Origin of the sequence: Brevibacillus parabrevis, assembly GCF_022701015.1 — a bacterium.
GTDB lineage: Bacteria > Bacillota > Bacilli > Brevibacillales > Brevibacillaceae > Brevibacillus > Brevibacillus parabrevis.
Genome location: NZ_CP064090.1, coordinates 732,501 through 746,191, shown reverse-complemented (window position 1 = coordinate 746,191; position 13,691 = coordinate 732,501). Strand labels below are relative to the sequence as shown.

General features: G+C 51.2%; 14 protein-coding genes. 10 read left to right on the top strand and 4 right to left on the bottom strand.

The features are described 5' to 3' along the window. The first annotated feature begins 31 nt into the window (after window positions 1–31). The 3 genes from IRJ17_RS03670 (at window position 32) to nadA (ending at window position 3,934) form a co-directional block, all read left to right on the top strand. Window positions 32–2,017, top strand: coding sequence for an AraC family transcriptional regulator (locus IRJ17_RS03670; protein ID WP_242773288.1), 1,986 nt, complete (start codon window positions 32–34; stop codon window positions 2,015–2,017). A gap of 41 nt (window positions 2,018–2,058) precedes the next feature. After that, entirely contained in the window at window positions 2,059–2,814 is a 756-nt protein-coding gene (locus tag IRJ17_RS03665; protein WP_242773285.1) for an alpha/beta hydrolase, read from the top strand. Between the two features lie 175 nt (window positions 2,815–2,989). Further along, window positions 2,990–3,934 (top strand): quinolinate synthase NadA, encoded by a 945-nt coding sequence (nadA, locus tag IRJ17_RS03660; protein ID WP_063230349.1) that lies wholly within the window; start codon window positions 2,990–2,992, stop codon window positions 3,932–3,934. An 84-nt stretch (window positions 3,935–4,018) separates the two neighbouring features. On the opposite strand, the gene IRJ17_RS03655 is transcribed toward nadA, so the two are convergent. From IRJ17_RS03655 to IRJ17_RS03645, 3 genes are all read right to left on the bottom strand, one after another. Further along, window positions 4,019–5,308, bottom strand: a complete 1,290-nt coding sequence (locus IRJ17_RS03655; RefSeq protein ID WP_242773282.1) for an FtsW/RodA/SpoVE family cell cycle protein — start codon at window positions 5,306–5,308, stop codon at window positions 4,019–4,021. Further along, window positions 5,305–5,640, bottom strand: coding sequence for a PadR family transcriptional regulator (locus IRJ17_RS03650; RefSeq protein ID WP_122966009.1), 336 nt, complete (start codon window positions 5,638–5,640; stop codon window positions 5,305–5,307). The genes IRJ17_RS03655 and IRJ17_RS03650 overlap by 4 nt, the downstream gene beginning before the upstream one ends. Before the next feature lie 134 nt (window positions 5,641–5,774). Further along, entirely contained in the window at window positions 5,775–6,266 is a 492-nt protein-coding gene (locus IRJ17_RS03645; protein ID WP_063230353.1) for a PCYCGC domain-containing protein, read from the bottom strand. Between the two features lie 193 nt (window positions 6,267–6,459). Between IRJ17_RS03645 and IRJ17_RS03640 the strand changes: the two genes are divergently transcribed. The 7 genes from IRJ17_RS03640 (at window position 6,460) to IRJ17_RS03610 (ending at window position 13,084) form a co-directional block, all read left to right on the top strand. Then, window positions 6,460–7,440 (top strand): metal ABC transporter substrate-binding protein, encoded by a 981-nt coding sequence (locus IRJ17_RS03640; RefSeq protein ID WP_122966007.1) that lies wholly within the window; start codon window positions 6,460–6,462, stop codon window positions 7,438–7,440. 155 nt (window positions 7,441–7,595) lie between these two features. Further along, window positions 7,596–8,366 carry a metal ABC transporter ATP-binding protein gene (locus IRJ17_RS03635; protein ID WP_122966006.1) on the top strand — a complete coding sequence of 257 codons (771 nt, stop codon included), beginning with the start codon at window positions 7,596–7,598 and terminating at the stop codon, window positions 8,364–8,366. 37 nt (window positions 8,367–8,403) lie between these two features. Next, window positions 8,404–9,243, top strand: coding sequence for a metal ABC transporter permease (locus tag IRJ17_RS03630; protein ID WP_122966005.1), 840 nt, complete (start codon window positions 8,404–8,406; stop codon window positions 9,241–9,243). Window positions 9,244–9,281: 38 nt separating this feature from the next. After that, entirely contained in the window at window positions 9,282–9,707 is a 426-nt protein-coding gene (locus IRJ17_RS03625; protein ID WP_063230357.1) for a Fur family transcriptional regulator, read from the top strand. 142 nt (window positions 9,708–9,849) lie between these two features. Next, on the top strand, window positions 9,850–11,472 hold the full coding sequence (gene nadB / locus IRJ17_RS03620) for an L-aspartate oxidase (protein ID WP_173599743.1): 1,623 nt from the start codon (window positions 9,850–9,852) through the stop codon (window positions 11,470–11,472). Further along, a complete protein-coding gene (gene nadC / locus IRJ17_RS03615) occupies window positions 11,462–12,307 on the top strand; it encodes a carboxylating nicotinate-nucleotide diphosphorylase (protein WP_173598024.1) in 846 nt (281 codons plus the stop codon). Before nadB ends, nadC begins: the two co-directional genes overlap by 11 nt. 12 nt (window positions 12,308–12,319) lie before the next feature. Further along, entirely contained in the window at window positions 12,320–13,084 is a 765-nt protein-coding gene (locus IRJ17_RS03610; RefSeq protein WP_122966002.1) for a type III pantothenate kinase, read from the top strand. Window positions 13,085–13,122: 38 nt separating this feature from the next. Here IRJ17_RS03610 and IRJ17_RS03605 read toward each other — a convergent pair whose 3' ends face one another. Then, complete coding sequence (locus tag IRJ17_RS03605) at window positions 13,123–13,542, bottom strand: GNAT family N-acetyltransferase (RefSeq protein ID WP_122966001.1); 420 nt, start codon at window positions 13,540–13,542, stop codon at window positions 13,123–13,125. Window positions 13,543–13,691: the final 149 nt, after the last annotated feature.

Sequence of the window (13,691 nt, the reverse complement as noted above, 5' to 3'; positions counted from 1 at the left end):
AGAGGTGATTCGCATGAGGCGAAACGAGTTAGTGAATCTATGGAATCATGCTTCCGTAAAAGTCATGGATGTGCGTCATCAAATTGTGCAGCCCACGGATATATTCAGCTATTCCTCTCTTCCTTCCAGTATGTTTGTCTATGCTGTTCGTGGCCAGGCGGAAGTGCTGCTGGATGAACTCGTGTATTCGGTTAACGGATGCCACGTGATTCACGGCGGAAAGGGACAGGCCCTCGAAATCGTTCCCCAGAAAACGGAATTTGAGTTCTACATTCTTTTCTATAAAGCGGTGATTCCTCTGCCGTGCCGTCAGGAAATCAAGAGCCTTTTGGAGACGCGCAACTGGTTTTTGCTGTCGTATGACTTTGTGCCACAGCAGTCGATTGTGTTGCTCGACAAGCTCGAAAAACTCCAGGACATATGGCAACAAGTCACCGATACTGCTGTACAGCCGCTCTACGCCAAAGCTTTGTTCCAGTTGTTTGTAGCCGAATTGCTGGAGCAGATGCATGGGACGGAGGAGGGGGGAGAGAGTGGCGATCTGGTTTGGCAGGCCAAGCAATTCATTCACTCCCATTACAGCGAGCCGATTACGCTGGAAGCCATCGCGCAAAAGCTGCGCTACAGCGTCCCGTATTTGTCCAAGCAATTCAAGCAACAGACAGGCTACAGCCCGATTGATTACTTGATCCGCGTGCGCTTGGACAAGGCAAAAGCTTTGCTGATGCGCACCGAAGCTTCCTTGCAAGCTATTGCCGAAGGAGTCGGGTACAGCGATCTTTCGTACTTTATCAGGGCGTTCAAAAAGCACACGGGAGTAACACCCGGGCAATTCAAGGAGCAAGCGGAAACGGCACTCTGGGAAGCAGGCTCAGAATATCCTGTGAAAAGGCTAAGATCATCTCTTGTTCAAACCTCGCCCCGCTACTACAATCTGTTTAATAATGAAAATCATTATCGAAAAGGTGAGGGAGAGAGAGTGCAGCTATTCAGAAACGGAACAAAAGGCAAAATGCATAAACTTATGCTGGGGCTTGCCCTGCTTTTGAGCGCATGCTCCGGTACCGGCAATGGAGGGACAGTCAACAGCAGTCCTCCACAGTCGACCCAGCAGTCAACAGAAGTAGCTACCTCCGCGTCCACTACAGCTAGTCCGCAATCGGCCAAGCAGCAATGGCCGAGAACATATGTCGATGCGACAGGGAAAGAAGTGGTGATTGCCAAACAGCCGCAGCGCGTTGTCGTTACTCATTTTGGCATGATGGAATATTTCTTTGCCCTGGAGACTCCGCCGATCGCTTCTACTTTGGCTGAGCGCATGCTGGGTTCGTTTGAGACGTTGAAGCCTTATGCCAAAACGGCTTCTGTCAAAGACATCGGGGAAGTGACCACGCCGAATCTGGAATTGATGACGGAGCTTGAGCCAGATTTGATCGTCGCCTTTTCCGGTACGCATAACGACGTTTACGAAGATTTGAGCCATATTTCGACTGTTGCCATGATTAACAATACCGAGGAACGGACTTGGGCACAGACGCTTCGTGAATACGCCAAGCTGATTGGCAAAGAGCAATTGGCCGAGGAATACATTACAAAGCTGGAAGCGCTGATGGCTGAAGCGAGAGGCAAGATGGCTGCGAAAAAAGACAAGACCGTGACGTTCCTGCGCGCTTCGGGAGACGGCAACACTTTTTACGTGCTGGACGACAATGACGTGTCCTACGCTTTTGATGACAAATCAGGACTTGGACTCAAACCTCCCGGCCAGTACAAGCTGGAGGGCGATGTTGTGTCGCTGGAAGGCGTGACTGTGCTCGATCCCGATTACATTTTCCTCGTCGATTACTTGGACAACGTCGATACTACACTCGCCGAGTTGAACAAAAGCAAAGTCTGGAACTCGCTGAAAGCAGTCAAAGCCAAGCACGTATATCCGCTGGATGTCTCAATCAGTACAAAAGGTCCGTTGGCGGTTGAGTATACGACGAAGGAGCTGCTCCGGGTTCTTTCGGAATAGCACCGAGAAATCAATCGCACTGACGGAGAGGAGAGACTCAGATGAGTCAGCCTAGCGTGATCCACGATACGTTTAACGATAGACAGTTGCTGGTTTACTTGCCTGACGGCTATGCGGACAGCGATCAGCACTATCCCGTGATTTATTTGCAAGACAGCGGCGATTTGATTGAGCCAAAAGATAGCGACACGCTGCTGAGAGTGCGAGAGCTGACGGCGCAGGGCGAGCTGCCAGGCTTCATTTTCGTCGGAGTGGCTTCTTTTGATCGCAACGACGAATACACGCCGTTTGTTTCGCCAAACGTGTTTGAGCCAGGCAAAATGTTTGGAGGCAGCGCCTCTGTCTACGCTCAGTTTCTCGCGCACAAGCTGAAGCCGTATATCGACAGCCAATATCGCACTTTGCCGGAAAAAGAACATACGGGAATCATGGGCTTTTCTCTGGGAGGACTGATTTCGGTCTACACCGCCTTATCCTACCCCGATATTTTCGGGCGGATCGGGAGCTTTTCCGGATCGTTCTGGTTCCCGGGCATTATCGAGTGGCTGGAGCAACTGACGATTGAGGGTACTGGCCAGCGCCTGTACATGAACCTGGGCCACGCCGAAGGGGCCACCCGTACGAATGGACAGCAATGGATGGTGCCAAACAGCAAAAAGGTGTACGAACATTTGTTGCAAAACGGTTTTACAGAGAGCACCGTGCGACAGGTGATTTACGAGAGCGAGTTTCACTCGTTTGACCTGGGAGTGCAATATGTTCCAGACGCCCTGCAATGGTTGTTTCGGGCAAAATAAACAAGAGCGACAAGAACGAGGCTCATATCCTTTTCGGGTATGAGCCTTTTGTTTCCGTGTCTTTCGCGAAAAGGCAAGGATCGGCAAATCATGTAACAACGCTTACATTGACAAGACCAAGTAATCAGCTTACAATGACCGTAAATTATGACACCACCGTAGGGGGATTTTTTCCATGGACGCTTTAGCGTTAGAAAAAAAAGCCCAGCGCAACGCTGAGTTACGTGAACGACTGATGCAGTTGAAGAAAGAACGGAACGCCATCATTCTTGCCCACTTTTACCAACGCCCCGAGATTCAGGAAGTAGCGGACTTCATTGGCGACTCTTTTGGTCTGGCGCAAAAAGCGAAAGAAACCGATGCAGATGTGATTTTGTTCTGCGGAGTTCACTTCATGGGAGAAAGTGCAAAAATTCTCAATCCCCAAAAGACGGTAATCATCCCTGATGAACGTGCAGGCTGTCCGATGGCGGACATGGTGAACGTGGAAGGGCTGCGCAAGCTGAAAGCACAGCATCCGAACGCAAAAGTAGTGGCGTATATCAACACATCTGCCGACGTCAAGGCAGAGACTTACATCTGCTGTACGTCGTCCAACGCCAAGCGGGTGATCGAATCGGTGGACAGCGAGGAGATCATTTGGGTGCCGGACAAAAATCTGGGCCACTACGTATCCCAGTTCACAGACAAAAAAATGATCATCTGGGAAGGTTACTGCAACACGCATGACCAGTTGTCTGTAGAAGACATCATGACGTTGAAGCAGCAGCATCCGGAGGCAGTGGTTGTCGTCCATCCAGAATGCCGTCCAGAAGTAGTTTCTTTGGCTGACTACGTAGGTTCGACTACGGGAATCCTCAAATACTGCCGCGAATCGTCCCACAAGGAGTTCATCATCGGGACCGAGGACGGCACGCGCTACATGCTGGAAAAGGACAGCCCGGACAAAACGTTTATTTTCGCCTCCAAATACCTCGTTTGCCCGAATATGAAGGTAAACAACCTGAAAAAATGCGTCGAAGCGCTGGAAACGATGAAACCGGAAATTTATGTGCCAAAAGATGTTGCCGACGCAGCGCGCGCGTCTTTGGAGCGCATGCTGGAAGTAGCTCCGGCGTAATGAAGAACAATAAAAAGGGAACAGAGCTGGTCATGAGCTTTGTTCCCTTTGTTTTTTCCAAGTGTAATTAAGACGGTGCCAGGCTTAGGACTGTACGAGGGGCTGGATGTCTTTTCGACGGTAAACGTTCAGGGCCATCCCCAGCAAAACCATGTTCAAAATGAGGTGAGCATTCCCGTGACTGATCAGCGGCAAACTGATCGGTGCTGGTGGCAGCAGGCCCGTTGTCATAAACATGCTCCAGAAGTAGGGGAGGAAGATGAGTACGGCAATCCCGGTCAACAACAGAGAGCCGTATGTATCTTTTACCCGATTGATGGCACGTATCCAGCGGCTGACCAATAAAAGGCCGATGGCGAACAGCGCTGCACCTGTCATTAGACCAAAGCTGTAGATCATGTAGGCAAAAATAAAATCAGTTTCAGGAAGCGGCACAGTTTCAAGTTGCGAACCAAAGCCTTGTCCCCATAACCCGGCTGAACGAACGGCATCCATGAGCTGAATGGCGAGATAACCGCTTCCGTTCGGGTCGCTATAAGGGTTAAGATACGCACTCCACCGTTCCAGCATATAACGGCTGCCGAACAGGTAGAAGCAGCTGCCGATGCTTGCTCCTGCCAAGCCGATTACGGTCAAGAACGTAGCCCGTCTGACTGGTGAAACCAACAAAAGAAAGAGCAGAGAAACCACAAACAAGATGGCAGCAAAGGTCTGGTGCGAAGATGCCAGAAGCAAGCAGGGGGGAAGGAAATAAGCAAGTACCCGCAAAGTGACGAAGCGTTCCTTCCAGCTCCATTGGGCGAAGATGCCCGCCAGTGCGATCGTGAACAAAAAGACGCTCAGCTCGATGGAATTGACGATAGTTGATCCAATTTCGAGAAAAGGCGTGCCGTTTATCGGTTTGCCCGTACGCAGCGTGAACAGCAAGAGAATGAACGTAGCAAAATAAAGGTAGCGGCTGTACTTTTTCAGCTTGCTGTAATCGGAAAAAAGCACAAGCAAAAAGAGGGCGCTGCCAATCAGCATGCCGATCCATTTTTGCTCGACCAGTTTTTCGTTGCCCATGGCTGTTTGCAGCGAGAACATGGTGAGCAGCCCGACGCCGAGCAGAACGGCAACCATCGCCACAATGCTCCATTCTATACGCGGTTTGTGGGTTTCGTGTAGCTGGCGTCCGATTGAGACGGGATCACCCATCTCGGCGATGGCTTGGGCGGTGGCAGCTTCTTTGGTGTGTCCAGCGTCGCGGTAATCCGCTATCTTTTCGGCAAAATGACCCTCCAGCTCCAAACGGATTGCGGGATGAACCTCTTTGCTGGCTATTTGCTTGCAGACTTCATCTATGTAGCGGGCGGTTTTGTCTGGTTGACTCACGTCGGCTCACCGCCCAACACTCCGTCTACTGCGGTGCGAAAAGAGATCCACTCCTGTTTCTTGTCTTTGAGATGCCGCTTGCCTTCGGGCGTGATTTGATAATATTTGCGTTTCCGCTCGCCCTCACCTTCGCTCCAAAACGCCTCGACCTTCCCCTCCGACTCCAGGGTGTGCAGGATCGGATAAAGCGTGCCTTCCTTCAGCGTCAGCACCCCATTCGAGCTTTTTTCCATCGCCTTGATCATTTCGTAGCCATACATCGGCTTTTGTTCGAGCAAGGTGAGAACCAGGATGACCGTGCTGCCTTTCATCAGTTCCTTGTTGATCGCCATAGGAATCTCCTTTTGTATCGAATATAGATGCATCGAATATCTAGGTATAATTGTAATCACATTTCCTGTCTTTTACAACAAAAAAAGCTTCCAGTTTTAAGGAAGCTTTGTCAGGAATAGAAAAAGGCTGGATTTCAGGAGGGCATAGGGGTGGGCGTCGGTTTTCCGTAGCCTTCTTTGTAGTTGTTGTCGATGTATTCGCGGATTTCTTTTGTCGATTTGCCAGCCTGTTTCAGCTTGGACGAAATCACGGCAATCTCCATGCAGACACCGCAGCGCGTACCATGGTCATCCCAGACGATCGAGCCGTCCGACTTTTCCTCTTTGATAAAGCAGTTGCCGTTGTGCATGTGTCCAGCGCTTTCGCCGCAACCGCAATAACAAGGGATCGATTTGAGCAGTTCGCGGTTTGCCCCTGCGATTTTGTACGATTCGATGATGACGGGGTCCTGATTATCGAGAAACTTCGGCAGCTGATCAACAGAAGCTGTCAGTTCTTGCAGGTCGCCGTTAGGAGCGTGATTTGCGTGATTCGCGTGATCCTGACCAGCTTGATCAGTCGCGCCACAACCAGTGAGCAGGGCTGCGGCAAAAATGCTTATGGCCAACCATGATTGACGTTTCATTTTGGACATACCTCCCGCCTTATATCTTATCATAACGACATGGAGAAATTGTGTAGCTGCGATCGGCGATGCAAACATATGACAATTAAATCGTAATAAATCCTATTTACTTTTTGGGTCACTGTCCGTATAATGAAAAACGATCAAGCAACTAAATCGGAATCATTTTGAATTGGGTAGGAGGAACATAGAGATGAAAAAGAGCCTGTTGGCGATCCTGAGCCTCGTTACGGCTGTCAGTATTGCCGGATGCGGTGCAGCTGAGCAGACGACAAGCACCCCTCAATCCGGGGGCGATGCCAAGCCTAAAGTATATACAACCATATATCCATTGGAATACGTAGCCAAACGCATCGGGGGAGAGCATGTAGAAGTGACCAACATGATCCCCTTGGGCGTAGAACCACACGACTACGAGCCGACTGCCAAAGACATGGTAGCATTGGCGAACGCAGACGTTTTCGCCTACAACGGCAGCGGTTTGGAGCTGTGGGTGGATAAAGCCGTCAGCAACCTCGACAAAAACAAGACAGTGATCGTCAACGCCTCGGAGGGACTCGATTTGCTGAAAGCCTCCGAGGATGAACACGAGCATGAGGGAGAAGCTGCGACCGAAGAGCATGCAAAAGAGGAGCACGACCATGACCACGGGGAATTTGACCCGCACGTATGGCTGGACCCGATGAAGCTGAAGGCGCAGGCGGAAAAAGTGAAAAATACGCTGGCGCAAAAAGATCAGGCGCATGCTGCCGATTTTGAAAAGAACTTTGCGCAGCTGGCTGCTGATTTGGATAAGCTGGATCAAGATTTTAACACAATGGTTTCAGCGGCTCCCAAAAAGGAATTTATGACTTCGCATAGCGCCTTTTCCTATTTGGCGAAACGATATGGTCTGGAACAGGTGGCGATTTCCGGATTGAACCCGGCCGACGAACCATCTCCGGGCGAGCTGAAAAGCTTGGTCGAGCATGTGAAGGAGCACAACATTTCCTACGTCATGTTTGAAACGCTTGTCTCTCCAAAAGTGGCGGAAGTGATTGCGAAGGAAGCGGGCGTGAAGACAGCTACGCTCAATCCGCTTGAAGGTCTGACAGAGGACGATGTGAAGGCAGGCCGTGATTATTTGTCCATCATGCGTGACAATATGGAAACATTGAAAGTAGCATTGAACTAACGATCAAGAAAATGTCGCTGAATCTGGCGGCATTTTTCTTTGTATCGGGCCAACCCAAGATTTCTGCTCCATAGGAGGCTTGTAGTTCGGGCAAAATCGTAGTAGGATGAAAGGTAACAAATCAGAACAAATCCGATTTAAAGGATGATCATATCATGGAACCAACAACACAAGGAGTGCCTGTGGTAAAGCTGTCAGGTGTCTCCTTTCAATATGACGACAAAGTGGTTCTGGATGGAGTGGAGTTTTCGCTTGAGCGCGGCGAATTTGTCGGGATTGTCGGGCCGAATGGATCGGGGAAATCAACGCTGATGAAGCTGATCCTCGGTCTTTTGCCCCCGAGCAAAGGGAAGGTCGAGCTGTTCGGACAGCCTTTGTCCAAGTTCCGCGAATGGAACCGGATCGGCTACGTGGCGCAGCAAGTGGCTCACGGTGCGGGCGGGTTTCCCGCGACAGTCCAGGAAGTCGTTGCTTCTGGTCTCGTAGGAAAAGTTGGCCTTTTCCGCAGACTGAATGCCAAGCATCATGAAAGCGTACGGGCTGCTGTTGAGCGAGTAGGTTTGACGGATAAGCTGAACCAGCGGATCGGAAGTTTGTCTGGCGGCCAATTGCAGCGTGTGTTTATTGCGCGGGCGCTTGTCGCAGAGCCGGAGCTGTTGATTCTCGACGAGCCGACTGTCGGCGTCGATCAGGAATCGATCGAGCAGTTTTACAGCTTGTTGCGTTCTCTAAAGGAAGAGAATGGCCTGACGATGATGATCGTGAGCCACGACGTCGGAGTGATGTCGCAATGGGTAACGAAAGTAGCTTGCGTGCAAAAGAAAATCCATTTTCACGGAACCGCTCACGAGTTTGAGCACAATCAGGAAAAAATTATGCAAAGCATGTATGGTGATTCAGTCCGGCTCTTGTCCCATCACCATTAAGCCGTTGCAAACGAGATAATGACGAAGGAGTATGAACATGCTGGCTGATTGGTGGCAGTATGATTTTTTGCGGTATACCCTGTTTTCGGGGATTTTGATTGGCCTGATTTGTCCCTTGCTCGGGACGTTTCTCATCGTTCGCCGCTTGTCGATGATGGCCGATGGTCTGTCTCACGTCACACTGTCCGGTGTGGCTGCCGGGATGCTGGTGTCCAAAAAGATTGCGTTTTTCTCGGCTGTGAACCCGTTGTTTTTCGGGATGCTTTTCGCGGTGATCGGTTCTTTGTTCATTGAGCGCTTGCGCAAGGTGTACAAAGCGTATCAAGATTTGGCGATTCCGATCATTTTGTCGACAGGACTTGGGCTGTTTACCGTTTTGATCAGTGTCGCTGACGGATTTAACGCCGACCTGTACTCGTATTTGTTCGGGAAAATCGTCACGGTATCGATTGAAGATTTGTACGCGCTCGTTGGCGTGGCGGTAGTCGTGCTTGGCACGGTTTTTCTGATCTACAAGGAACTGTTCGCCGTGTCTTTCGATGAAGAATTTGCCCGGGTGTCCGGTGTCGCGCGCAGATCGATCAACCTGTGGTTCATGGTTCTCGTCGCGCTTACGATTGCCGCTTCCATGCGCATTGTCGGCGTGCTCCTGATTTCCGCGCTGATTACGCTGCCTGTTGCGGCGAGCTTGCAAATTGCCCGGAGCTTTCGCCAGACGATCTTTTTCTCGATTCTGTTCGCGGAAATATCCGTGCTGAGCGGATTGTATTTTGCCTATCTCTTTGACTGGGCATCTGGTGGTACAATTGTGTTGATGGCTGTTTTGATTATGCTCATTGTTTTGGGTGTGAAAAAGCTGCGTGCGATCATGCGATAAAGTCATCTGGTTAAGACAAAAGGAAGGAGTGTTTGTCGATGAAGGTGGAAGAAGCCCTGCAAATTTTAAAGGAGCACGGGTACAAATATACCGGCAAGCGGGAGGAGATGATCCGCATCTGCGCTGCCGAGAAGCGCTACTTGTCTGCCAAAGATATTATGGAGCGAATTAAGGAGCAGTATCCGACTCTCAGCTTCGATACTGTTTATCGCAATATCTCCACTTTTGTTGAACTGGGGATTTTGGAAGAGACGGAGCTGGAGGGAGAAGGGCGTTTTCGCCTGGCTTGCTCGGCAGACGGTCACCACCATCACCATGTAATCTGTACGGAGTGTGGGAAAACTTCTTCCTTGCCAGGCTGTCCGATGAACGTCATGGCTTCTGTGCCAGAGGATTTTCAGGTAACCGGACACAAGTTTGAGGTGTACGGAACCTGCAAGGAATGCGTCGCCCAATCGAACTAAACGAGTGACTTGCCAAGAGTGTTCGCAAAAAGCGGATGCTCTTTTTTATCGCAATTGGAACTTTTCCAATGTGGTTTTCTTCTGGTAGGTATTTGCTATAATGGGTGGGAAATCATCAGTTACGGAGAGAAGGGACACAGCCATGATTCCCCGTTATATCGCGGATTTTGATTTGCAGGCATTGCCTCGAATGAAAACAGATGTAGCTGTTGTTGGAGCAGGGATAGCCGGGTTGTACACGGCGTTGCAAACGAGTGAGTATGCGGATGTAGTTCTGATCAGCAAAAAAGGGCTGGATGACAGCAATACCCGCTGGGCGCAAGGAGGGATTGCCGCCGTTACGGCCAAATCGGATTCTCCTGCCTTGCATCGTCAAGACACGTTGATCGCCGGAGCGGGACTTTGCTCGTACGATGCGGTGGAAGTGCTTGTGCATGAAGGCCCTGATCGCTTGAAGGAACTGATTGCTTACGGAACGGAATTTGACCGCGATGCAGAAGGGCAGTATGAGCTGACGCAGGAAGGCGCGCATAGCAAGCGACGCATTTTGCATGCGAATGGCGATGCAACAGGGGCCGAGATTGTGCGTGCCTTGTCCAAACGGGTCATGGAGCAAGAGAACATTCATGTGTTGGAGCAGCATTTTGCGATTGATGCGCTTACGCAGGATGGCGAGTGCGTCGGGATGATCGTGCAAAAGCCGGACGGGGAGTTGTTTTTCCTCGAGGCAAAAGCGACCGTGCTGGCGACTGGCGGAGCGGGACAACTATATCGCTACACCACCAATCCGGAGATTGCCACTGCGGATGGGATCGGCATCGCGTATCGGGCTGGCGCGCGGATCAAAGACGTGGAGTTTATCCAGTTCCACCCGACCGCGTTGTACTATCCAGGAGCACCCCGTTTCCTCATATCGGAGGCGGTAAGGGGAGAAGGGGCCATTTTGCGCAACACCAATGGCGACCGCTTCATGGACAAGTACCACCCGCAAAAAGAACTCGCGCCGCGTGACATTGTAGCGCGGGCGATTGTGGCCGAGATGGAGCAGACCAAGTCTTCGTTTGTCTATCTCGATATCACCCACGAGTCTGAGGAACTGATCAAGCATCGCTTCCCGACCATCTACAACTTTTGCCTGCAATACGGCTTGAACATGGTAACGGACTGGATTCCGGTCGCCCCTGCGTGCCACTACATCATGGGCGGAGTCCAGACGGATTTGAACGGCGAGACGACCACCAGCCGCCTGTTTGCCTGCGGCGAAGCTTCTTGCACAGGCGTACATGGGGCGAACAGACTGGCGAGCAATTCCTTGTCGGAAGCGGTCGTCTTCGGACATCGGATCGCGCAGCGAATCAAGGAGTTGACTGAGCTGCCAGCGATTCAGCCGATTCGCGTCGTCTCCAAATATCGGCAAACGCGCACGTTCAATACACGTGAACAAAGACTGAAGCTGCAAAAGCTGATGCTGAGACACGTCAGCGTCAAGCGCGACGAGAAAGGTTTGAAAAAGGCGCTGGCCGAACTGGAACGGATGGAACAGTTTTACCAGTATATCGCGCAAGACCGGGAAGCCTTTGAATTTTTAAACTTGCTGAATGCAGCGGTATTGACGACAAGAGCTTCGCTGCTTAGGGAAGAGAGCCGTGGCGGGCACTATCGCACAGATTTTCCGAATAAAGATGACTTGCTGTGGCGCAAGCATCTCATCCAGACGTTCGAGAACGCCATTCAAGAGGAGTGTGGACAAAACGATGTGGAATAAACGGGAGCTTCAACGCAAAATCGAAGAATGGCTGCACGAAGATGTGGGCTTTGGCGACGTGACAACCATGAGCACGATTCCGGATTCCGAGCAAGGGATCGGGATTTTGTACGCGAAGGAAGCGGGAGTGGTAGCAGGCTTGCCGATTGCCGAGCAAGTTTTCGCGACGGTCGATCCTGAGCTTGTTTTCACGGCAAAAGTAGCGGAAGGGCAGCGGGTCGAAGTCGGTCAGGAGCTGGCAGAAGTCAGTGGTTCTGTGCGTTCGATTTTGAGCGGTGAACGGCTTGCGCTCAACTTGATGCAGCGTCTGTCCGGCATCGCGACCAAGACAAGCGAGTATGTAGCGGCAGTAGCGGGCACAAAAGCACGGGTAGTAGATACGCGCAAGACGACTCCGGGGCTGCGTTTCCTGGAAAAGTACGCCGTTCGTGTCGGGGGCGGCCATAACCATCGCTTTGCCCTGTACGATGCCGTGATGATCAAAGACAATCACATCAAAGGAGCGGGCGGAATTGCCCAGGCAGTTGCCTCGGCTCGCGCCGCTATTCCTCATACCATGACCGTAGAGGTGGAGGCCGAGTCGCTTGAGCAGGTGCGCGAGGCGCTCGACGCAGGCGCAGATATTATCATGCTGGACAATATGTCTCTGGAAGCAATGGCTGAAGCGGTAGCTCTGATTGATGGACGAGCGGTGGTAGAGGCTTCTGGCGGGGTAAACCTGGACACGATCGGAAATATTGCCAAAACGGGCGTGGATGTCATTTCTGTTGGAGCGTTGACCCACTCCGTTGCGGCGTTTGATATCAGCCTGGATTTGAATACGCGCAAACGGTAAGGAGCGACCTGTATGCTACTGGTGATCGACATAGGCAACTCCAATATCGTCCTTGGTCTGTATGAGGGCGAGGTGCTGCGCCATCATTGGCGGATCGCGACCGACCGCAACAAGACGGAAGACGAATACGGAATGCTTGTGAAAAGTTTGTTTGGCAGCGCAGGGCTTGTGCTTGAGCAGGTCAGCGGAGTGATTCTCTCCTCGGTTGTCCCGCCTTTGAATACGGCGATTGAACGCATGTGCGGCAAATACTTGCGTCAAAAAGCGCTCATCGTCGGCCCGGGAGTCAAAACCGGGCTGAATATCAAGTACGAGTATCCGCGAGAAGTAGGCTCGGACCGGATTGTCAATGCAGTGGCGGCGATTCATGAATACGGGGCGCCTTTGATCATTGTTGATTTTGGAACGGCTACGACTTTTTGTTACGTGGATGAGCGGGGCCAATATTGGGGCGGAGCGATTGCGCCGGGCATCGGAATTTCCACGGAGGCGTTGTTTAGTCGGGCTGCAAAATTGCCGCGCATAGAGATCGCCAAACCGGGGAGCGTAGTCGGCAGAAATACGATCGCAGCCATGCAAGCAGGCATTTATTACGGCTTTGTGGGGCAGGTCGAGGGAATCGTTCGTCGAATCAAAGCCGAGTACCAGACCGAGCCGACTGTCGTCGCAACAGGTGGGATGGCTTCTTTGGTAGCAGATGAGACATCGTGCATTCAGGTCGTCGATCCTTATTTGACGTTAAAAGGGTTGCGATTGGTTTACGAGCGGAATCAGTAAAAAAACAGCCGTGGCAGTTGATGCTGCGGCTGTTTTTGCTATATTTTTTTGCAGTAAAACACTTCCGGATCAGCAGGATCAAGGTGCTGGATAGTTCCGCTGTAGGCATAGCCAAGCTTTTGGCAAAGGCGCTGCATTTTCTTATTGGAAAGATTAGTGGAAGTGAACAGCTTATCGGTGGGACATAGCTTTTCCAGGTACAGCATTAGCTCTTTTCCGATTCCTTGATGCTGATGCCGAGGATGTACGATGACAAGGTGAATAAAGCTTTGCTGAAAAAAAGATTGATTCATGACGGCAAAGCCTGCGATGTCCATGTCGAGGGAAGCAACATGGCAATGACCGGCTGCAATAGCCGTTTGCAACTCATGTGCTCGGCTGGTTGAGCCTAGAACGAGGGCGTCTATTCTACATACAGCAGGAAGATCGTGCAGCGTGGCTTGTCGAAGCAATACCACAGGGGTTCACTCCTTTTCTCATTTGGTTATCGTTTGCCTGGCTTGTTCTTCGCGCCTTTTCGCGCTTTCAAAGTCAAGCGAGATCATCAGTGGCTTTCTATTTGTAGGTATGTAGCGCCGAGGTAATTCCTCGCCAATTTTGATTTAGG